This is a genomic window from Georgenia sp. Z2081 (assembly GCF_055326445.1).
Genome location: NZ_JBUZNK010000010.1, coordinates 90,655 through 110,299, shown reverse-complemented (window position 1 = coordinate 110,299; position 19,645 = coordinate 90,655). Strand labels below are relative to the sequence as shown.

The following is a 19,645-nucleotide window of genomic DNA, read 5'->3' as shown; positions in this document are numbered from 1 at the left end:
GGCAGGGTCGGTCCGCGCTCCCCCGGTCACGACCGGCCTGCGCCCCGCGCGACCCTCGGTCCGCGCTCCCCCGGTCATGACCGGCCTGCCCCCCGCGCGACCCTCAGTCCGCGCTCCCCCGGTCACGACCGACCTCCGAGCCCGACGGCGCCGACGCCGGCGAAGCGGACTCCTGGTGCGTCCCACGCAGCCAGGCGATGAGTCGCATGCCGTGGTAGACGATCAGCGTGGCGAACGAGCCGAGCGCGATGCCCTCGAACGTCATGTCCCCGATGACGAGGGTGAAGTTGGCGATGCCGATGACGAGCGCGACGGCCGCGGTGTTGAGGTTGGCCGGGTCGGAGAAGTCCACGCGGTGCTGCACCCAGATGCGCGCACCGAGCATGCCGATCATCCCGTAGAGCACGGTCGCCGCACCGCCGAGGACGCCGGCGGGGATCGTCGCGATGAGCTCCCCGAACTTCGGTGACATCGACAGTGCGAGCCCGAACAGGCCGGCCACGAGGTAGGCCGCCGTCGAGTAGACGCGCGTGGCGGCCATGACTCCGATGTTCTCCGCGTAGGTCGTGGTGCCGGAACCGCCCCCGCTGCCGGCCAGGACGGTGGCCAGGCCGTCGGCCATGAGCGCCCGCCCGGTCACCGGATCGAGGTCGCGCCCCGTCATCGCGGCCACCGACTTCACGTGGCCCACGTTCTCCGCGACGAGGACGAGGACGACGGGCAGGAACAGGCCGAGCACGTTGATGTCGAACGTCGGGGCGGTCAGGTCCGGCAGGCCGATCCAGGCGGCGTCGCGCACCGGGTCGAGGTCGACCTCGCCGCGCACGAGCGCCGTGGCGTACCCGATGAGCACGCCGACGAGGATCGAGAGCCGCCCGAGCAGCCCCTTGAACAGGACGGTGATCAGCAGGATCGACACGATGGTCACGACGGCCGTCACCGGCGCCAGCTGCACGTTGCCCCACGCGGCCGGCGCGAGGTTGAAGCCGATGAGGGCGACGATCGTTCCCGTGACGACCGGCGGCATGACGAGGTCGATCCACCTGGATCCGGCGACGTGGACGAGCAGCCCGACCAGCGCCAGCGCCACGCCCGTGACGAGCACGCCGCCCAGGGCGAGGGCCATCTCCTCCGGTGTCGGCTCGCCGGGGACGACCTGCAGTGCCGTGATCGGCGCGATGAACGCGAAGCTCGAGCCGAGGTAGCTGGGCAGCCGCCCGCCGGTGATGACGAGGAACAGCAGGGTCCCGACGGCGGAGAAGAACAGCGTCGTCGCGGGCGGGAACCCCGTGAGGAGGGGAACGAGGAACGTGGCGCCGAACATGGCCACGACGTGCTGGGCGCCGATGCCGATCGTCGCCGGCCACGAGAGCCGCTCCTCGGGGGCGACGACGTCGCCGGACCCCACGACCTTGCCGTCCCCGTGAAGGGTCCACAGACCCTTGCGGCCCGTGTGTTCCGTGCGTTCCGTGCGACCCGACGCCATGTGCACTCCCTCGCCTACCTGCGCGTTCGTGGCCCCGGGCGGGACCCGCGCAATGCTAGCCCCGCGCCGGGGGCCGCTCCCCGCGGCGGACCGCGACGTCGTCGGCCGCCCTGTGCGATGCTGCGAACGTCCGGGCCGGCGCCCGGACCCGCCGGCGCCACGGGCTCCGGCCTGGCTGTGGCAGCGCGGACGGAGGGGCGATGAGCGAGCACGGGTGGCACCTCCCTGCCGGCGCGGGCGACCGGTTCGCCGGGGCCGGCGGCGCGGGGGCCGGTAGCGCAGCGACCCGCGCGCCGGCCGGCGAGGCGCTCGCGACGTACGGGGCCGCGCCGACGCCGGGCGGGCCCGCCACGGCACCGTACGGGGTCGCCGACCTGCCCTGGGCGTGGAACGGCAGCGAACGAGCGGACTCGACGCCGCCGGGCCGCGCCCACGAGCCGTTCCCGGGCACGGAGTTCGTCGACCTGCAGGCCACTCTCGGCGGGCAGGGCTACGAGGGGCGGCCGCCGCGCACCGACGGCCTCGCCGTGCTCACCCTCGTGGTCGGCATGCTCGGCGTCATCCCCTGGGTCGGGCTCGGGGCGATCGCGCTCGGCCACGTCACCCTCCACCGGCTCGCGCAACGGCCCTACACAGGGGGTCGCGGCATCGCGCTGACGGGCACCGTCCTCGGTTACCTGACGGTGGGCGTGCACGTGCTCATCGAGCTGTTCGTCGAGACGTTGCGCTCATTCTTCTGAGCCCGCGCTCGACGGCTCCGCCGCCGCCCTAGCATCGCGGCCATGAAGCCGTTCCTTCTCCTGGCGACCCGGCCGGAGAACGCCGTCGCCGACGCGGAGTACGAGCAGCTGCTGCGGCACACCGGGCTCGCGCCGGACGAGCTCGTGCGCGTGCGGCTCGAGCAGGGGCCGCTCCCGGACATCGACCTCGGGGACCTGTCGGGCATCGTCGCCGGGGGCAGCCCGTTCACCGGGTCCGTCCCGGAGGAGACGAAGTCCGACACCCAGCTGCGGGTGGAGGCCGAGCTCGCCGGCCTGCTCGACGTCGTCGTCGCCGAGGACTTCCCCTTTCTCGGGGCCTGCTACGGCGTGGGCACGCTCGCCCGCCATCAGGGGGCCGTCGTGGACGGGACGTACGCCGAGCCGATCTCGGCCCCGGTGGTCGAGCTGACGGATGCGGGCCTCGACCACGAGCTGTGCGCCGGGATGCCGCGGAGGTTCCAGGCGTTCGTCGGGCACAAGGAGGCGGTGCGGCAGCTCCCCGGGGGTGCGACGCTGCTGGCCACGTCCGAGCGCTGCCCCGTCCAGATGTTCCAGGTGCGGGAGAACCTGTTCGCCACGCAGTTCCACCCCGAGCTCGACGTACCGGGGATCCTCCAGCGCATCGAGGCCTACCGGCTGGCCGGCTACTTCGACCCGACGGACCAGGCGCTGGTGGAGCAGGCGGTCGAGGACGTCGACGTGTCTGCGGCCCACAAGGTGCTGACGAACTTCGCCCGCCTCTACGCCCGCCACTGACCGACTGACCCGCTGACCCGCTGACCCGCTGACCCGCTGACGAGTGAGCGGACTTCTGCCCGGCGCCCGTGACGAGTGAGAGGACTTCTGCCCGGCGCGCATGGCGAGTGAGCGGACTTCTGCCGGTTGGGGAGCGGGTCGCGGGTGTCGCGGTGTGGCGCCGTCGCCCAGTCAATCGGGTAACCACCGAGGCAGTCCCCCCGGGGCACTGCCTCGATGGGTATCCCACTGACTCACCGACCAGACCGAGCCGGCGCCGGGCACGACGACGGCGAAGGGCGGGCCCCGCACCTATCAGGATGCGGGACCCGCCCGTCGTGAAGCCGAACTCCGCTCACTCGTGGAGCGGAAGTCCGCTCACTCGCCGATCGTCGGCATCAGCTCCTGGTTCAGCGGCGCACACCAAGGGTGTCGCTGCCGTCACCGTCCCAGTCGCCGACGAACACGGTGTCGCTGGACCGGCCGTAGTGCTGCTCGATGTCCGCCCAGCCTGACTCCAGGCTGTTGGACACCAGGTACAGGTTCCCGCGGCGCGAGGCGAACGTGTCCACCCCGTCGCCGTCGAAGTCTCCCACCAGCACCTCGTCGTGCACCCGGCCGTAGGTGAACTCCGCGTCCGCCCAGCCGGTCTCGAGCGAGTTCGACACCAGGTAGGCGCTCCCGCGACGCACCGCGAAGGAGTCCACGCCGTCGCCGTCGTAGTCACCCACGAACACGCCGTCGGTGGCCCGCCCGTAGTCCAGCTCGGTCTCGGCATTGCCGCCGGTCAGCGAGTTGGTCAGGAAGTAGCTGTTCCCGCGACGCACCGCGAACGAATCACTGCCGTCGCCGTCCCAGTCGCCCACCAGCACCGTGTCCCCGGCGCGGCCGTAGGTCAGCTCCACGTCGGCAGCACCGCCGTACAAGGAGTTGGAAAGGAAGTAGGCGTTGCCGCGGCGGACCGCCAGCGTGTCGCTGCCGTCGCCGTCCCAGTCACCGACCAGGACGTCGTCACCCGGGCGGCCGAAGCTGAACTCGTGCTCGGCATTCGCGTCCCACCCGTTGCTGAGGTAGAACCCACGCCCCGGCGTCGGCGGCACCGGCTCACCGGGCTCGCCCGGCTCCTCCGGGTCCTCGACGAGGTCGGTGACCTGGAAGAACGTCGTGGTGCCGGAGACCTCGTTGCCGACGATGAGCAGCGGCTGCTCGTTCGGCGACTCCTCGGCCGTCACGAACGCGAGACCCTCGGGACCGAGGTCGCCCGCCTGCGGGAGCGCCTCCTCGGTGTTCCCGGCGTCGGCCTCGTCCTCCATCGAGATGGAGAAGTCACGGTTGTTGACGTAGGTGACGAACGTGGCGCCGGCCGGTTCGGTGATGTCGTAGACGGCCACGCCGCCGACGCGCTCGAACCCGATGAAGGCGTACGTGCGGTCGCCGACCGCGCCGAGGACGAGGCCCTCGGGCTCGGGGCCCTTGTCCTCGGAGCGTCCCTCGAGGTTGGACTCGGAGTGGTTGGAGTTGAAGAACTCGGGCGCCGCCTCGTGGGTGATGCGCTCGAAGTCCTCGCCGGAGTCGAAGACCCGGTTGCCCTCGGTGTCGAAGATCGAGAAGGAGCGCGAGCCGAAGGCGTGGAGCTCCTCGTACATCCCCGTCTCCTCGTTGAAGCCCTCCTCGATGCTGACGTTGAGGCGACCGAGCTCGTCGTCCTCGAGCAGCTCCGCGGGGAAGAACTCCGGGTCGACCGGCCCGTGGCCGACGTAGTCCTCGTCCTCGGGGTCGGCCCCGAGGTGCTTCACCCGCACGGACTCGAGGTAGTCGTTCTCTGTGCCCTCGCCCCACTCGCGCGCGTCGCCCTCGTTGGCGGTGACGATGTAGTCCTGGTCGCCGACCGTGTAGGCGCCGACCGAGTCGGGCATGTAGATGCCGAACAGGTTGTCGTAGGTGCGGATATCGAACGTCGGGTCGTCCTCAGGATCCCGGTCGGACGGGTCGATGCCCTGGCCCTCGGCGGAGTGGTCCTGGCGGCCCAGCGGGAGCAGGTCGGTGAGCGTGGCCGACCCGATGTCGACGACGGCGATCGCGTTCGCCTCCTGGACCGACACGTACGCGGTCGACCCGGCGATCGTCACGAACTCCGGCTCGAGGTTCTGCGAGATCCGACGCTCGGGCTCGCCGTTCGTGTTCGGCCGCTGCGGGCCGAACACGCGCACGCCCTCGGGCAGGGTCTCCGGGGCCTCGTCGAACTGGTGGAAGGTGACGGTCTCGACGTCGGCGGCCGTGGCGGCGGCGATCCCGCCCGGGAGGGCGACGACGGAGATCGACCCCTCCGGGTCCACCGAGAAGTCGTCCGCCGGCTCACCCTCGTTGGCGACGACGGCGTGGCCACCGTCCTCGGAGAGCGCGACGGAGTCGGGCAGCGGTCCGACCTGGACCGCGCCGAGGGTCGTCGGCTCACCGCTGACGTCGACGAACATCAGCCAGCCGTCGTCGGTCTTCGTGGGGTTCTCCACCGCGACGACGGCGAGGCCGTCCTCCCGCACGTCGATCGAGTTGGCGATGGCGCCCTCGGGGATGGTGCCGCCACCGTCGACGTCGACGCCGGCCGCGGCGATCTGCCCGGACTCGACCGGGGTCGTGGGGTCGCCGGAGTCGATGACCTGGACGACGCCGTCGAGGGCGTTGACCACGAACGTCCGCTGAGTGGGGGCGTGGAAGGCGACGATCTCGGAGGCGGACTCGTCGAACACGCCCGACTCGAAGGTGCCGATCGGGTCGAGCGACACCGACGGGTCGTCCGCGGAGACGGTGATCGGCTCGGGGACGATCGCGGTGCGGCCGGGCACGGAGCCCGGCCCGGCGACCGCCGGGGCCGCAAGTGGCAGGAGGAGGGCGGAGCCGAGGACGGCGGCTCCGCACGCGCGGAAGCGCTGGCGGTTCATCAGGTGTCACCTTCGTCGGTGGGACTGGGGAGCCACCAACGTACGAGCGAGCGGTGGCCGTCCGATGACCTCGAGGTGAACGTCCCGGGTTGCCGCGCGCCAGTGGTCGGCCCATCCGCGCGCGCTCGCGCAGAGCGAACGACAGCGGCGGCCACGCCCCCGTCCGGTTGCGGACCCGGGGCAGGCGCGGAACAGTGGAATGCAGGCCCGGCGCTCGCCGGGAGCTCGACGACACGAGGAGGTGGCCCGATGGGCCTCGGTGACAAGTTCGACGAGATGAAGGGCGCGGCCAAGGAGAAGTTCGGCGACGCCACGGACGACCGCTCCACCCAGGCGAAGGGCGCCGCAGAGAAGCACGCCGCCAGGGCCAAGCAGGACGTCAAGGAGGGCGTCGACAACCTCAAGGAGGGCGCTCAGGAGCGGTTCGGCGACGACAAGCCGCGCAACGTCTGAGCCTGCCCCACCGCCGTCGGCCGCGCCGACGACCACACCCGAGCCCCCGGCCGATCCGGCCGGGGGCTCGGTCGTGCTCGACGGCGAGCAGCGCTCCGGGCCCGGGTGCGCCGGCCCCACACGGGTACGCCGGCCCGACCTCCGGTTCGCCGTGGGGCCCGGATCTACCGCGGCCCCTCTCGACCGGGCCGCACGCGGCTGCGATGCTGTGGCCGTCCCGCCGGTCGGAGCCGATCTTGTCGTCGATGTCGATCCGTCCCCTCCCCGTTCGACGGGACGGTAGGAGGGCGCACACGGCCCCTCCACGACGAGGGAGCACCACGATGAAGTACATGCTGATCATGCGCAGCACCGACGCCGCGCTCGAGGCCTCCAAGGAGATCGACTTCGAGGAGATCCTCAACGCCATGGGCCGGTACAACGAGTCGCTGATGGAGGCCGGCGTCATGCTCGCCGGCGAGGGCCTGGCCGGAGCCGAGGAGGGGTTCGTCGTCGACTTCGACGGCGAGACGCCGATCGTCACCGACGGCCCGTACGGGGAGACCCACGAGCTGTTCAACGGGTTCTGGATCCTCGAGGTCTCGAGCAAGGAGGAGGCCGCCCAGTGGGCGAGCCGCTGCCCGCTGGGCCCCGGCAGCAAGCTCGAGGTCCGCCGCGTGCACGAGGAGGCCGACTTCGCCGAGTTCGAGGGCAACGAGTACCTCGAGAAGGAGAAGGGCTGGCGCGAGGAGCAGGAGAAGAGGGCGCGGGCCTGAGCACCTCTGACGGAGCGACGGCGTCGTCGTCCGGCGGGGCGGCGTCGTCGTCCGGCGGGGCGGCGTCGTCGTCCGGCGGGGCGGCGTCGTCGTCGTCGAACAGGTCTGTTGCGGACGTGCGCCGAACCGTCGAGGCGGTGTGGCGGATCGAGGGCGCGCAGGTCGTCTCGACGCTCGCGCGCGTGACCGGCGACGTCGCACTCGCGGAGGACCTCACGCAGGAGGCCGTCGCCGAGGCCCTGGAACGGTGGCCGACGACGGGCGTCCCGCGCAACGCGGGTGCCTGGCTCACGGCCGTCGCCCGGCGGCGGGCGATCGACGCGTGGCGGCGTCAGGCGGCGCTCGACGCCCGGTACCGGGACATGGCCAGGGACCTGTCCGAGATCAACGACGACGAGTGGCAGCCGATCCGCGACGACGTCCTGCGCCTCGTGCTCACCGCCTGCCACCCGGTCCTCTCGCGCGAGGCACAGGTCGCGCTCACGCTCCGGGTCGTCGCGGGACTGACCACCGAGGAGATCGCCCGGCTGCTGCTCGTCCCGGTGCCGACGGTGCAGCAGCGCATCGTCCGGGCGAAGAGGACCCTGTCCGCCGCCCGGGTGCCGTTCGAGGCGCCCGACCCGGGCGAGTGGCGCGAGCGGCTCGGCGCGGTCCTCGGCGTGATCTACCTGCTCTTCACCGAGGGCTACGCCGCCACCGCCGGTCAGCGCTGGATGCGCCCCGACCTCGCGATGGAGGCGCTGCGCCTCGGTCGGGTCCTCGCCGGACAGCTCCCGCGCGAGCCCGAGGCGCACGGACTGGTCGCGCTCATGGAGCTCCAGGCCGCACGCTTCGGCGCGCGCACGGCGCCCGACGGCAGCCCGGTGCTCCTCGCCGACCAGGACCGCTCCCGATGGGACCGGGCGCAGACCCTGCGCGGACGCGCCGCGCTCGCCCGCGCCGACGCCGTCGGCCGGGGCCGGGGCAGCTACTCGCTCCAGGCGGCGATCGCGGAGTGCCACGCGGTGGCGCGCCGCTTCGAGGACACGGACTGGGACCGCATCGTGCTGCTCTACGAGGCACTCGGTCGCCTGGCGCCCAGCCCCGTCGTCGAGCTCAACCGGGCGGTCGCCGTGGCGATGGCCACCGGACCCGGAGAGGCGCTGCGGATCGTCGACGGCCTCGCGGGCGCGAAGGGGCTGCGCGGCTCCCACCTGCTGCCGAGCGTGCGGGGCGAGCTGCTCGGCCGGCTCGGGCGTCGCTCCGAGGCGCGCGCCGAGCTGCTCGCCGCGGCCGACCTCACCCGCAACCACCGGGAGGCCGAGGTGCTGCGGGCGAAGGCGGCCGCGCTGTGACGCTTCGACACTCGCGTGCCGGCGCGGCGCGGAGCCGACCGGGCCCGGGCGCGGCCCGGATGCCGCGGCAGGCCTGGATGCCGCGTCACCGAGGCGCGGTGACCTGCGTCAGTACCTGAGGATCGCCGCCACCGGGGCGCCGTCGGGCAGGTCCTCGAGGACGCGCACCGCGCCCCCGGCGCGCAGCGTGGCGCGGGCGGCGACGCCCACGCGCCCGTAGACGTCGTACGGCTCGGGTCGCGACGGGGCGACGGTCGGACCGCCCGATCCGCCCGGGTGCCCGGTCTCCGTCGTCATGAGCAGCGTGTCGACACGCCCCTCGTGAGCCGCGCGGAAGGCGTCGTCGAGGCCCAGCGCGGCACCGCCACGTGCGTGCTGCTCGTGGAAGCGGTCGAGCAGGCGCGCGTTCTCACGGCCCAGGCGCTCCTCGACGAGCTCCCACGCAGCAAGCCGAAGATCGTCCTGGCTCAGGTCGTCGGGATTGCGCTCGATCGCCGCCTCGACCAGGTGCGGGTACGAGCTGACGTCGCGGTACATCGTCACCCACTCGGGGAGACCGGCGAGGATCATCGGCACGGTGCGACCGTTGAAAGAGCTCTCCACCCCGCGCGCGACCTCGCGCAGGAACTCCACCATGTCCTGCTGGTGCACGTTGTCCAGGGCGCTCGCCCCGTAGTAGACGGACCCGCCGTTGCCGATCGCGCCGGACGCGTTCGGACGCGGCACCTTGTCGGACTGCGGCCCGTCCTTCTCGTACACGTCGGAGAAGGCGCGCGGCACCCCGTCCAGCTCGAGCTCGACGATCCGGTCGCGGGCGCCGCGCAGGATCCGCACGTTCTTCTGACTGAGCGCGAGCACCACGAAGTTGCGGTCGGTGAGCAGCGGCAGCAGGGGCGTGAGGACGAACTCGGGCCCCACCGTCGCGTGCTCGGGCAGGTCCAGCGGCACGCGGTAGGTCGCCTGCCAGCCGGGCGCGAGGAACATCGCCAGGCCGTCGGCCATGTGGCTCCAGGCCACGGCGTCACCGTGCAGGTCCCAGGCCGGGGCGAGCAGCTCGTCGATGTCGCGCCGCGTGTGCCCCTCGTCGGTGAGCGTGGCCTCCACGGCCGTGAGCAGCTTCTTCCAGCGCAGCCGGTCGGCGTCGCTCTCCCGCGGGCCGCTCACGCGGTGGGTGGGGACGTACAGGGACACCCTCGTCCCACCACCGTCGCCCACCAGCTCCTCGAACTCGGCCCTGGTCATGAGGTCCATGCGTTCCTCCAGTCGCTCGGTGACCGTCCACGCTATCGTCCGGCGCCTCCCACGTCCTGCCCGATACGGCTGTGCTCCGCACCGCCGCGACGCCGGCCACCGACGAAAAAACGGCTGAACCCCCGGTCACCGGGGGTTCAGCCGTTCACGATGTCCTGAGACATCACATGGCGGTAGCGGTGGGATTTGAACCCACGGTGGCTGTTAACCACACAGCATTTCGAGTGCTGCACCTTCGGCCGCTCGGACACGCTACCTCGGCGCACCACTGTACCCGCGGGGCTCTCCCGCCTCGCACCGATCCGACGCGAGACGTGTCACGCTCACGCGTCGCACACGACGCCGTCACCTGTCGCCCATACCCTGACCTGGTGACTCAGCCGCCGACGCCGAACGGGAGCGGCCACACCCTGGGCGACTTCTTCCCGGGTGTGGGCGCCGGCGACGCGCGCGTCTCCGCCGCGGACGGTGCCAGGCAGGGCGCGGGCACTCACGAGGCCCCGACCACGACCCCCTCGACGCCGAGGCTCCGCCTCATCCCGCCGCCCCCACCCCCACCGGCGGGCTCGCTGCCGCCGGAGCCGAGCGACATCGACGCCGCCGTCGAGCCGCTGGCCGACGCGCTCGACGGCCGCCGCTTCCTCGTGATCTCCGGCGCGGGCATCTCCACCGACTCCGGCATCCCGGACTACCGCTCCCCCGGTTCGCCGGTGCGACGGCCGATCACCTACCAGCAGTTCCTCACCTCGCCCGCACACCGGGCGCACTACTGGGCGCGCAACCACCTGGGCTGGCGCTACATGGCGGGCCGCCGGGCCAACCTCGGCCACCGCACGCTCGCGGAGATGGAGCGGGCGCGATTCGCGACCGGCGTCGTCACCCAGAACATCGACCTCCTGCACGCGCGGGCAGGCCAGCCGACGGTCGTGCACCTGCACGGCCGCTACGACCGCGTGCGGTGCCTCGGCTGCGGCCGGACGATCCCGCGGGCCGAGCAGGACGACCGCCTCGTCGCCGCGAACCCGGGCTGGCGCGAGCGGCTGCTGCGGCTGCGGGACGTCGAGGTCGCGCCGGACGCCGACGCCGTGCTCGACGACACCTCCGACTTCCACGTCGTCGACTGCGAGGTGTGCGGCGGGATCCTCGTGCCGGACGTGGTCTTCTTCGGCGGGAGCGCCGAGCCCGACCGATCGCGCCGGGCGGCCGAGCTGGTCGAGGCGTCCACCGGCGTCCTCGTGACCGGCTCGACCCTGTCCGTGTTCGGCGTGCGCCGCCTCGTCCGCCGCGCGGTGCGCAACGGGTACCCCCTGGTGATCGTCAACCGAGGACCGACCCGGTCCGACGACGACGCGACGGCCACGCTCTCGGCCTCCACCACGCGGGCGCTGCCCGCCCTCCTGCGCGCCCTGCGCAGGCGCCGCGACGCGCGCCCGGCCTGGCAGCGCTGAGCCCTCCCCACGTCGTCGAGCGTGCGGTTGCCGGTCGTCGAGTGTGCGGCTGATGCTCGCCGGAGAATGCGCGCACCCGCACACTCGAGGGTCACGAACCGCACACTCGACGAATCCGGGGGTCAGCGGCGGGCGCGGAAGAAGGACTCCAGCACCTGGGCGCACTCGTCGCCACGCACGCCGGCGACCACCTCGACCCGGTGGTTGAGCCGGGAGTCGCGCACGACGTCGCGCACCGACCCCGTCGCCCCCGCCTTGGCGTCCCACGCGCCGAGCACGAGCCGCTCGACCCGGGCGAGCACGAGCGCGCCGGCACACATCGTGCACGGCTCGAGGGTGACGACGAGCGTGCAGCCGTCGAGCCGCCACTCCCCTATTTCCCGAGCCGCCGCGCGCAGGGCGAGCACCTCGGCGTGGGCGATGGGGTCGGCGTCGGCCTCCCGCCGGTTCGCCCCCTCACCGAGCACGCTCCCGTCGGGACCCAGCACGACGGCGCCAACGGGCACGTCCCCGCGCCCCGCCGCCTGACGCGCCAGCCCGAGCGCCCGGTCCATCGGAGCGCCCCACGGCGACGACGCTCCCCCGCCGGCCCGCACGCTCACCATGCCGCCATGGTGCCAGCCACGAGGCGTGGGCCCCCTACGCTCGGTCCATGACCGCCCGGTCCGACCTGCCGCCCTGGCCCGACACGGTCCCGGCGCACGGCGGTGCGGTGCTCCGCAGGCCACGGACGGCAGACGCGGAGATGGCCCGCGAGCTCGCGACCGACCCGTACGTCCCGCTCATCGGCACGCTCCCCGCGCACGCGAGCAGCGACGAGGCGATCGCCTGGGTGGAGCGGCAGCGCGCCAGGTACGACGACGGCGCCGGGTTCTCGTTCACCATCGTCGAGCGGGCGACCGGGGCGGCGGTCGGTAGCTGCGGCCTCTGGCTCCGCGAGCTGGCCGACGGACGCGCGAGCATCGGGTACTCGCTCGTCCCCTCCGCGCGCGGGCGCGGGCTGGCGACCGACGCCCTCCTGGCGCTGACCGCCTTCGCCTGGACGGTGCCCGCCCTGCACCGCGTCGAGCTGCGGATCGAACCGGGCAACACCGGGTCGCTGGCGGTGGCCGAGCGTGCCGGCTACGTCCGGGAGGGCGTGCTCCGCAGCCACGAGGAGATCGGCGGCGAGCGGGTGGACATGGTGGTCCTCGCCGTCGTACGACCGCGCGAACCCGCGCCCGGTCACGCGCGCCACCGCACGCGCTCCGAGGCTCACCCCGGGTAGGTTCGTCCCATGCGCGTCCACCTCGCCGAGCACCCGCTCGTCGCCCACAAGCTGACCACGCTGCGCGACGAGCGCACCGAGTCGCCGACCTTCCGGCTCCTCGTCGAGGAGCTCGTCATGCTCCTCGCCTACGAGGCCACGCGCGACGTGCGCACCGAGCCGCACGAGATCACCACACCCGTCACGACGACGACGGGCGTGCGGATCGCGCGCCCCCGACCGCTCGTCGTGCCCATCCTGCGCGCCGGCCTGGGCATGCTCGAGGGGATGAGCCGACTCATCCCCACCGCCGAGATCGGCTTCCTCGGGATGAAGCGCGACGAGGAGACGCTCGAGGCGATCACCTACGCCAACCGCCTGCCCGACGACCTCTCCGGCCGCCAGTGCTTCGTCCTGGACCCGATGCTGGCCACCGGTCACACGCTCGTCGCCGCGATCGAGTACCTGCTCGACCTCGGCGCCCGCGACGTCACCTGCATCACCCTGCTGTGCGCGCCGGAAGGGCTGCGGCACGTCGAGGAGACCGTCGGCGCCCGCGGGGACGTCTCGGTGGTCACCGCGGCGATCGACGAGGGCCTCAACGACAGGTCGTACATCGTGCCGGGTCTGGGGGACGCCGGGGACCGCCTGTACGGCATCGTCGACTGACGTCCGCCATGGCGTCGACACCCCCGGTGACCACCACCGCGGACCTCTCGGCCCCCGTCGCCGACGTCCTCGGCGATCCGTACGTCTCCCGCACCGTCCCGCTCTCCCTGACCGACGGGGGCCACGGACACCGGGTGCGCGACGTCGCCACGATCGTGCACCGCGAGGGCACGGGCCGGCACGGCCGCGCGGTGGTCTACCTGCACGGGTTCATCGACACGTTCTTCCACGCCGAGCACGAGCACGCCTGGCACGAGGCGGGCTGGGACCTCTACGCCCTGGAGATGCGACGGTCCGGCCGCTCCCTGCGGCCCGGTCAGGTGCGCGACGACATCCGCATGCTGTCGGTCCGGCACGAGGAGGTGGGCCTCGCCGTCGACCTCGCCCGCAGCGAGGGCGCCCAGGAGGTCGTCCTGCTCGGCCACTCGACGGGCGGGCTGCAGGCCGTGCTCTTCGCGCACGACCACCCCGGCGCCGTCGACGGCGTCGTCCTCAACTCGCCCTGGCTCGACCTCGGCCGCGGCCCGCTCACCGACGTCGTCGCGACCGCCGTGATCGACCGCCTCGCCCCCCTCGCGCCCCGGCTGCCGATCTCCTCGCTGACCGGCACGTACGGCGCCTGGCTCACCGACCCGGACGGCGGCGGGTGGGACGTCCCGCCGTCGCTCAAGCCGACCGACACGATGCCCGTGCACGCGGGCTTCTTCCGGGCCGTGCGGCGCGTGCAGCGGGCCGTGCGGGCGGGCCGCGCGACGGTCGCGGAGCCGGTCCTGATGGCGATGTCGCGACGGTCCGGCGCCCGCGTCGATCCCGGCCCGGCGGACCTGTCGTCCTCGGACGTGGTCCTCGACGTGACGACGATGCGGCGCAGCGTCTCCCTGCTGGGGGACCGCGTCGACGTCCTCGAGGTGCCGGGCGGGATCCACGACCTTGCGCTGTCGCCGGAGCCGGCCCGGTCCTTCTACACCTCGGAGGTCATCGCCTGGGCGAGCTCGCGCCCGTGGGCGCCCTGAGCGCCGGCACCCGCTCATCGTCGGTGCGGTCCGAGGGGCCGACGACGTCGTTCACGTCGCCGTCGGGCAGGGTCGCGTCGGCCTCGGGCGGCGTGAGTCCCGCTGGTGCCGTGGTCACGGACGCGCCGGACGTGGGGACGACGGGGCCCGCCGGACCGGTCGCCCGTTCGACGTCGACCGTGTCGCGCAGGGAGGTGCCCCGCATGAAGATCGTCGCGACGAAGCCGACCAGGGCGAGCGCGAAGATCGAGAGGAACACCGGTCCGATGCCCTCGGCGTAGGCGGCACGCACGACCACCTCGACGTCGTCGGGCAGGCCGGCGAGGTCGAGCGTGCTCCCGGAGGCGTCGCCGCCGGGCATGGTGACGCCGGCGTCGCGCATGTGGCTCGCGACCTGCCGCGCGTAGAGGATGCCGAAGACCTGGATGGCGATCGCGCCGCCCAGGTTGCGGAAGAACGTCACCGAGCTGGTGGCCGCACCCATGTGCCGGAGGCCGACCGTGTTCTGTACGGCGAGCACGAGGTTCTGCAGGCACATGCCCATGCCCCAGCCCGCGACGAACAGGAACAGCGACGTCAGCAGGAGCGAGGTGTCCTGGTGGACGCGGGTGCCGAACAGGAACGTCCCCAGCGTCATCAGACCCATCCCCCACATGACGACGCCCTTCCAGGTGCCGCGGGCCGTGACGACCCGGCCGGACCAGGTCGACGCGATGAGCAGACCGAACATCAGGGGCAGCCCGAGGAAGCCGGCGACGGTGGCCGAGTAGTCGCGGCCGTACTGGAAGTACTGGCCGAGGAAGACGTTGGAGCCGAACATCATCCCCCCGACGCCGAGCGAGGCGACGATCGCGAGCACCGTGGTGCGCGACCCCAGGATGTGCAGGGGGATGAGCGGCTCGGGCACGAGCCGCTCGACGACGACGAACAGCACCGCGAGGACGATCGCGCCGCCGAGCATGAGGGCGGACGGCCACGACGCCCACTCGAAGGTGGTGCCACCGATCGAGATCCACACCAGGAGCAGCGTGGAGCCGACCGCGATGATGGCCGCGCCGAGGAAATCGATCCGGGCCCTGCCGGTGCGTGGGTTCGGCGGGAGCTTGAGACGCGAGCCGACGACCGCTGCGGCGAGCAGCATGAACGGGATCATCACGAAGAAGCACCAGCGCCAGCCGAGCCACGGGGTGTCGACGATGACGCCGCCGACGAACGGGCCGGAGACCGTGGCCACCGCCATGACGGCGCCCTGGTAGCCGTTGTACCTGCCGCGCTTCCTCGGCGGGATGATCGTCGCCATGATGATGATCGACATCATCACCTGGCCACCCATGCCGATCCCCTGCAGGATCCGGGTGGCGATGAGCATCTCGGCGTCCACCGCGAGGCCGCTCAGCAGCGAGCCCAGCACGAAGACGCCGATGAAGGCGATGAGCATGAGGCGCTTGTCGAAGAGGTCGCCGAGCTTGCCCGCGATCGGCGTCATCACCGTGTTGGCGAGGATCGCCGAGGTGATGATCCAGACGTACTGGTCCGGCCGCGCGCCGACCTCGGCGGCGATGACCGGCATCGCGTTGCCGACGATCGTGTTGGCCATCATCCCGAGGAACTGCGTGAGCAGCAGGCCGGTGAGCACGGCCATGATCCGGCGGTGCTCCGCCTCCGCGGCCTCCGCCTCGGCCTGCGTGAGGCCGGCGTAGATCTTCTTCCGCGTGAGGTCCTTCGGCCTGCGCCCGGACTGGCGCGCGCTCGTCCGGGCGCCGGGTGCCGCGGGATTCGTGGGGGTCCTGGAGCTCGTCGTCTCCCTCACCGGTCCTTCGTGTCGGTCGTCGTGGTACTCGCGCCGGTGGCGTCGGCGGTCTCGCTCGTGCTCGCCCCGCCGTCCGCGTCCGCCCCGGCGTCCTCCGCCGTGTCCGCGACGGCGGCCTCGGGCCGGTGCGAACCGAGGCGGTGGAGGCCGGCGGCGAGGGTGGCGAGGTCGTCGGTGTCCCAGTCGGCCGTGAGCCGCCCGACCGCCTCCGTGTAGATCCGGCGGTTCTCCGCGATGGTGGCGCGCCCGAGCTCGGTGACGGACACGACCTGGGCGCGGCCGTCGTCGGGGTGCGGGCTGCGGGAGACGAGGCCGAGCTCGTCGAGGGCGGCGATCTTCCGCGAGATCACCGACACGTCGAGCTCGAGGCCCGCCGCGATGTCCGAGATCCGGGAGCGGTCGAACTCCTGGATCCGCAGCAGCGTGAGGTAGTTGGCGCGGTGGATGCCGGTGTGCTTGTTGACGGCCTCCCCCAGGCCGCGGGTGACCCGCCCCGCCTCGAGCACGGCCAGGACGAGATCGGCGACGACGGCTCCGCGGTCCTCGGGGGGCCCGGGGGGCGCGGGGTCGGGGGTCCGGGAGCTGGCGGACGAAGTATCGGGCACAGTCCCGATATTACGCTTTTGTTTGCCACATGCAACTAGTCGTGAGCCGGGGCACATCGGGCGGGTCGCGGCCATGGTCGGGCGGGCTCGCCGGAGCGGACGAGGCCGGGGACCGGAGGGCGATCGAACGGGCCGGCGCGGCCATCGGAGCGGCCGGGCCACACTGGTGGCGGGGCCGGACGTCCCCGGACATGACGAATGCCCCGGCCGCATACGCGACCGGGGCATCTGCGCGCCCGAAGGGACTCGAACCCCCAACCTTCTGATCCGTAGTCAGATGCTCTATCCATTGAGCTACGGGCGCACGCCACGAGGGCAGGGACCAGGTTACAACGGCCCGGGGACCGCAGCCGCCCCCGTCCCCGTGAGTGTGCTCACCACGACCGGGTGGCCGGCGCGAGGGGGCCGGCGTGCCGGCCCCCTCCCCCGGACCGCCTACATCGCGATGCCGAGGACCCAGTTGCCGAGGGTCATCACCGTGAGGGTGATGAGCACGATCCCCGAGAGGTTGAGCCACAGGCCGGCCTTCACCATCTGGGAGATCTTGATGTAGCCGGAGCCGTAGACGATGGCGTTCGGCGGCGTGGCCACCGGCAGCATGAAGGCGCAGGTCGCGGCAAGCGCCACGGGCACCATGAGCAGCATGACGTCGACGTTCATGCCCGTGGCGACGCCGCCCATGATGGGCAGGAACGCCGCGGCGGTGGCCGTGTTGGACGTCATCTCCGTGAGGAAGATGACGAGGGCCGTCACGCCGGCCACGATGAGGATCACCGGCGCTCCCTCGAGCCCGCCCGCGGCTTCACCGATCCACTGGGACAGCCCCGTCGCGGTGAAGGCGGCCGACAGCGACAGGCCGCCGCCGAACAGCAGGAGGATGTCCCACGGGACCTCCTTGGCGGTGTCCCAGTCGAGGAGCTGGACGCCCTTGTTGACGTCTGCCGGGACGAGGAACAGCACGAGCGCGAGGATCATCGCGATGACCTCGTCGCTGAAGTTCGACTCGGGCCAGACCAGCGGCACGGTCACCCAGGAGATGGCGACTCCGGCGAAGATGACGAGGGTCATCTTCTCCTGGCGGCTCATCGGACCGAGCTTGCGGTACTCCTCCTGGATGACCTCACGGCCGCCCGGGATCTCCTTCATCTCCGGCTTGAACACCACGTTGACGAGCAGCAGCCAGCACAGGAGCGTGAAGACGATCGCCAGCGGGGTGGCGAACAGCATCCACGTGCCGAAGTTGAGGTTGATGTCGTAGTTGTCCGCGAGGTTCGCTCGGAGCAGCGCGTTCGGGGGCGTCCCGATGAGCGTGGAGACGCTCATGATCGACGACGAGTAGGCGATGCCCAGCATGAGCGCGGTACCGAAGTTCGACCTCTTCGTGTCGTCGCCCCTCAGGGTGCCGACCAGCGCCAGCACGGAGAGCCCGATCGGCATCATCATCACGGCGGTGGCGGTGTTCGACACCCACATGGTGAGGAACCCGGTGGCGACCATGAAACCGAGGACGAGCATCTTCGGCTTCGTCCCGACCGCCAGCACCACCCCGAGGGCGATGCGCCGGTGCAGGTTCCACCGCTGCATCGTCAGGGCGAGGAAGAACCCGCCGAGGAACAGGAAGATCGTCGGCGAGGCGTAGGGCGCGGCCGTGTCGCCGATGCTGACGACACCCAGCCCCGGGAAGGCCACGAGCGGCACGAGCGCGGTGGCCGCCAGGGGGATCGCCTCCGTCATCCACCACACGCCCATGAGGACGGCGACCGCCGCCGTGATGGCGATGTGGTGGCCCGACGGCTCGATCTCGTTCTCCGTCAGGGTGGCCACCAGCTCGGCCGACAGCTCCTTCGGGAAGATGAAGTAGATGACGAACGCGCCGACGACGCCGAGCGCGACGCCGATCCATCGTCGGTTGCGGGTCCTGGGGTCGGCGGGGAGATCGTCGAGGCCGGCGGCCCGCGACGTGCTCTCCTTGACTTCTGGGGTGGACACGAGCTGCTCCTTGCGTCGTCGCAGGCGGCAGGGGGCAGGCGTGGGCCGGGCCCCCGCCACGCACCGCTGCGTGGTTCCGGTCGCTCGCGAACCTACCAGCGGGAGAGGCGCGTCACAGGATCTGCGTCATCGCCTTCCGTCGGCGCGTCGCAGGCCCGGCACCGTGATCGTGCCGGGCCCGCGCCGCACGTCGGGGCGGGCCGGCCCTTACGGGGCCGAGCCCTCCCAGTCGGCGTAGATCTCGTAGCCGACCACCTCGAACGTCCCGACGTCGGTCGGCGCCACCTCGGCACGCCCGATCGGCCGCTCGTGGTCGTCCGAGTAGACGTCGCACGTGATGACACCCGTGTCGAACGACTGGTGGCAGTTCTCGATGCTGGACGGCGTCAGCGGCGGGTCGTAGAAGCCCTGGAACGCGTACCAGAGCTCGTCGTAGCCCGCGGCGTCCGTGTACGCCTCGAGCTCGGCGGCGTCACCCTCCGCTGCGGCGAGCGTCGCGCCCCGGACCGCCGCGCGGATGAAGTCGGCACGCCGCACCATGGGCGAGTCGACGCCGTCGCCGTCCCAGTCGCCCACGACGAGCCCGTCGTCGAGGCGCCCGTAGTCGAGGACGGTCTCGGCCGGCCCCGTGGCGATCTCGTCGTGCAGGTAGATGCTGATGCCGCGGCGCACGGCGAGCGTGTCGTGCCCGTCGCCGTCCCAGTCACCGACCAGGACCGTGTCGTCCGCGCGGCCGTAGGCGACCGTCGTGTCCGCCGGCCCCGCGCTCAGCGTGTCGCGCAGGTGGTACTCGTTGCCGCGACGGACGCCGAAGCTGTCGGCGCCGTCTCCGACCAGGAGTTGCTCGGGTAGTAGCCCTCGCCGAGCTCGTCGTTGGAGCCGCCGGTCGCGTGCGCCGCGGTGGCACCGGCGGCGACGAGACCGGTCGTCGCGAGTCCCGCGCCGATGAGGCGCAGTCGTGTGGGTGCGATCTGTGTGCGGTGGGTGCTCATTGCTGATGTCCCTCCAGTGTGGCGTCCTCGGAGCACCGACCGGCCCCCCCGAGTCGTGGGGGGGGGGGGGGGGGGGGGGGGGGGGGGGGGGGGGGGGGGGGGGGGGGGGGGGGGGGGGGGGGGGGGGGGGGGGGGGGGGGGGGGGGGGGGGGGGTAGGG

General features: G+C 72.6%; 18 protein-coding genes and 2 tRNA genes. 9 read left to right on the top strand and 11 right to left on the bottom strand.

Annotated features, from left to right (window positions below):
- Positions 1-103: 103 nt before the first annotated feature.
- Positions 104-1,486 (bottom strand): uracil-xanthine permease family protein, encoded by a 1,383-nt coding sequence (locus tag ACZLKG_RS13325; RefSeq protein ID WP_425707944.1) that lies wholly within the window; start codon positions 1,484-1,486, stop codon positions 104-106.
- Positions 1,487-1,686: 200 nt separating this feature from the next.
- On the opposite strand from ACZLKG_RS13325, the gene ACZLKG_RS13320 reads away from it, so the two are divergent.
- Both ACZLKG_RS13320 and ACZLKG_RS13315 read left to right on the top strand, forming a co-directional pair.
- Positions 1,687-2,226, top strand: a complete 540-nt coding sequence (locus ACZLKG_RS13320; protein WP_425707943.1) for a DUF4190 domain-containing protein — start codon at positions 1,687-1,689, stop codon at positions 2,224-2,226.
- A 42-nt stretch (positions 2,227-2,268) separates the two neighbouring features.
- Positions 2,269-3,003, top strand: coding sequence for a glutamine amidotransferase (locus ACZLKG_RS13315; protein WP_425707942.1), 735 nt, complete (start codon positions 2,269-2,271; stop codon positions 3,001-3,003).
- A 389-nt stretch (positions 3,004-3,392) separates the two neighbouring features.
- On the opposite strand, the gene ACZLKG_RS13310 is transcribed toward ACZLKG_RS13315, so the two are convergent.
- Complete coding sequence (locus ACZLKG_RS13310; protein WP_463649013.1) at positions 3,393-5,921, bottom strand: choice-of-anchor I family protein; 2,529 nt, start codon at positions 5,919-5,921, stop codon at positions 3,393-3,395.
- A gap of 249 nt (positions 5,922-6,170) precedes the next feature.
- On the opposite strand from ACZLKG_RS13310, the gene ACZLKG_RS13305 reads away from it, so the two are divergent.
- From ACZLKG_RS13305 to ACZLKG_RS13295, 3 genes are all read left to right on the top strand, one after another.
- Positions 6,171-6,374: a CsbD family protein gene (locus ACZLKG_RS13305; RefSeq protein WP_425707940.1), complete on the top strand. Its 204-nt coding sequence runs from the start codon at positions 6,171-6,173 to the stop codon at positions 6,372-6,374.
- A 323-nt stretch (positions 6,375-6,697) separates the two neighbouring features.
- Positions 6,698-7,129, top strand: coding sequence for a YciI family protein (locus ACZLKG_RS13300; protein WP_463649012.1), 432 nt, complete (start codon positions 6,698-6,700; stop codon positions 7,127-7,129).
- 116 nt (positions 7,130-7,245) lie between these two features.
- Entirely contained in the window at positions 7,246-8,463 is a 1,218-nt protein-coding gene (locus ACZLKG_RS13295; protein WP_463649011.1) for an RNA polymerase sigma factor, read from the top strand.
- A gap of 108 nt (positions 8,464-8,571) precedes the next feature.
- On the opposite strand, the gene ACZLKG_RS13290 is transcribed toward ACZLKG_RS13295, so the two are convergent.
- Both ACZLKG_RS13290 and ACZLKG_RS13285 read right to left on the bottom strand, forming a co-directional pair.
- The gene (locus tag ACZLKG_RS13290; RefSeq protein WP_463649010.1) at positions 8,572-9,714 is read right to left on the bottom strand and encodes a baeRF3 domain-containing protein; all 1,143 of its coding nucleotides are present in this window, start codon (positions 9,712-9,714) and stop codon (positions 8,572-8,574) included.
- 168 nt (positions 9,715-9,882) lie between these two features.
- Positions 9,883-9,971: transfer RNA gene (locus ACZLKG_RS13285), tRNA-Ser, on the bottom strand.
- 312 nt (positions 9,972-10,283) lie between these two features.
- Here ACZLKG_RS13285 and ACZLKG_RS13280 point away from each other — a divergent pair.
- Positions 10,284-11,162 carry a Sir2 family NAD-dependent protein deacetylase gene (locus tag ACZLKG_RS13280; protein ID WP_463649037.1) on the top strand — a complete coding sequence of 293 codons (879 nt, stop codon included), beginning with the start codon at positions 10,284-10,286 and terminating at the stop codon, positions 11,160-11,162.
- Positions 11,163-11,284: 122 nt separating this feature from the next.
- On the opposite strand, the gene tadA is transcribed toward ACZLKG_RS13280, so the two are convergent.
- Complete coding sequence (gene tadA / locus ACZLKG_RS13275) at positions 11,285-11,767, bottom strand: tRNA adenosine(34) deaminase TadA (protein ID WP_463649009.1); 483 nt, start codon at positions 11,765-11,767, stop codon at positions 11,285-11,287.
- A 47-nt stretch (positions 11,768-11,814) separates the two neighbouring features.
- Between tadA and ACZLKG_RS13270 the strand changes: the two genes are divergently transcribed.
- From ACZLKG_RS13270 to ACZLKG_RS13260, 3 genes are read left to right on the top strand one after another with little or no spacing between them, the layout of a single operon-like run.
- Positions 11,815-12,429, top strand: a complete 615-nt coding sequence (locus ACZLKG_RS13270; protein WP_463649008.1) for a GNAT family N-acetyltransferase — start codon at positions 11,815-11,817, stop codon at positions 12,427-12,429.
- 9 nt (positions 12,430-12,438) lie between these two features.
- Entirely contained in the window at positions 12,439-13,077 is a 639-nt protein-coding gene (gene upp, locus ACZLKG_RS13265) for a uracil phosphoribosyltransferase (protein ID WP_463649007.1), read from the top strand.
- A 26-nt stretch (positions 13,078-13,103) separates the two neighbouring features.
- Complete coding sequence (locus ACZLKG_RS13260; protein WP_463649006.1) at positions 13,104-14,090, top strand: alpha/beta fold hydrolase; 987 nt, start codon at positions 13,104-13,106, stop codon at positions 14,088-14,090.
- On the opposite strand, the gene ACZLKG_RS13255 is transcribed toward ACZLKG_RS13260, so the two are convergent.
- The 6 genes from ACZLKG_RS13255 to ACZLKG_RS13230 form a co-directional block, all read right to left on the bottom strand.
- Positions 14,053-15,900: an MFS transporter gene (locus ACZLKG_RS13255; RefSeq protein ID WP_463649005.1), complete on the bottom strand. Its 1,848-nt coding sequence runs from the start codon at positions 15,898-15,900 to the stop codon at positions 14,053-14,055. The genes ACZLKG_RS13260 and ACZLKG_RS13255 overlap by 38 nt on opposite strands.
- The gene (locus tag ACZLKG_RS13250; protein WP_425707930.1) at positions 15,897-16,505 is read right to left on the bottom strand and encodes a MarR family winged helix-turn-helix transcriptional regulator; all 609 of its coding nucleotides are present in this window, start codon (positions 16,503-16,505) and stop codon (positions 15,897-15,899) included. The genes ACZLKG_RS13255 and ACZLKG_RS13250 overlap by 4 nt, the downstream gene beginning before the upstream one ends.
- Positions 16,506-16,736: 231 nt before the next feature.
- A tRNA-Arg gene (locus tag ACZLKG_RS13245) sits at positions 16,737-16,809 on the bottom strand.
- A gap of 131 nt (positions 16,810-16,940) precedes the next feature.
- On the bottom strand, positions 16,941-18,494 hold the full coding sequence (locus ACZLKG_RS13240; RefSeq protein WP_463649004.1) for an SLC13 family permease: 1,554 nt from the start codon (positions 18,492-18,494) through the stop codon (positions 16,941-16,943).
- Positions 18,495-18,701: 207 nt separating this feature from the next.
- The gene (locus ACZLKG_RS13235; RefSeq protein ID WP_463649003.1) at positions 18,702-19,166 is read right to left on the bottom strand and encodes a hypothetical protein; all 465 of its coding nucleotides are present in this window, start codon (positions 19,164-19,166) and stop codon (positions 18,702-18,704) included.
- Positions 19,167-19,261: 95 nt separating this feature from the next.
- Positions 19,262-19,486, bottom strand: a complete 225-nt coding sequence (locus ACZLKG_RS13230; protein ID WP_463649002.1) for a hypothetical protein — start codon at positions 19,484-19,486, stop codon at positions 19,262-19,264.
- Positions 19,487-19,645 lie beyond the last annotated feature (159 nt).

Excerpts from the sequence above, each read along its gene's own strand:
- ACZLKG_RS13270 (WP_463649008.1), top strand. The coding sequence starts at position 11,815 with ATGACCGCCCGGTCCGACCTGCCGCCCTGGCCCGACACGGTCCCGGCG.
- ACZLKG_RS13320 (WP_425707943.1), top strand. The coding sequence starts at position 1,687 with ATGAGCGAGCACGGGTGGCACCTCCCTGCCGGCGCGGGCGACCGGTTC.
- ACZLKG_RS13290 (WP_463649010.1), bottom strand. The coding sequence starts at position 9,714 with ATGGACCTCATGACCAGGGCCGAGTTCGAGGAGCTGGTGGGCGACGGT.
- tadA (WP_463649009.1), bottom strand. The coding sequence starts at position 11,767 with ATGGTGAGCGTGCGGGCCGGCGGGGGAGCGTCGTCGCCGTGGGGCGCT.
- ACZLKG_RS13315 (WP_425707942.1), top strand. The coding sequence starts at position 2,269 with ATGAAGCCGTTCCTTCTCCTGGCGACCCGGCCGGAGAACGCCGTCGCC.
- upp (WP_463649007.1), top strand. The coding sequence starts at position 12,439 with ATGCGCGTCCACCTCGCCGAGCACCCGCTCGTCGCCCACAAGCTGACC.
- ACZLKG_RS13325 (WP_425707944.1), bottom strand. The coding sequence starts at position 1,486 with ATGGCGTCGGGTCGCACGGAACGCACGGAACACACGGGCCGCAAGGGT.
- ACZLKG_RS13300 (WP_463649012.1), top strand. The coding sequence starts at position 6,698 with ATGAAGTACATGCTGATCATGCGCAGCACCGACGCCGCGCTCGAGGCC.
- ACZLKG_RS13310 (WP_463649013.1), bottom strand. The coding sequence starts at position 5,921 with ATGAACCGCCAGCGCTTCCGCGCGTGCGGAGCCGCCGTCCTCGGCTCC.
- ACZLKG_RS13230 (WP_463649002.1), bottom strand. The coding sequence starts at position 19,486 with ATGAGCACCCACCGCACACAGATCGCACCCACACGACTGCGCCTCATC.
- ACZLKG_RS13305 (WP_425707940.1), top strand. The coding sequence starts at position 6,171 with ATGGGCCTCGGTGACAAGTTCGACGAGATGAAGGGCGCGGCCAAGGAG.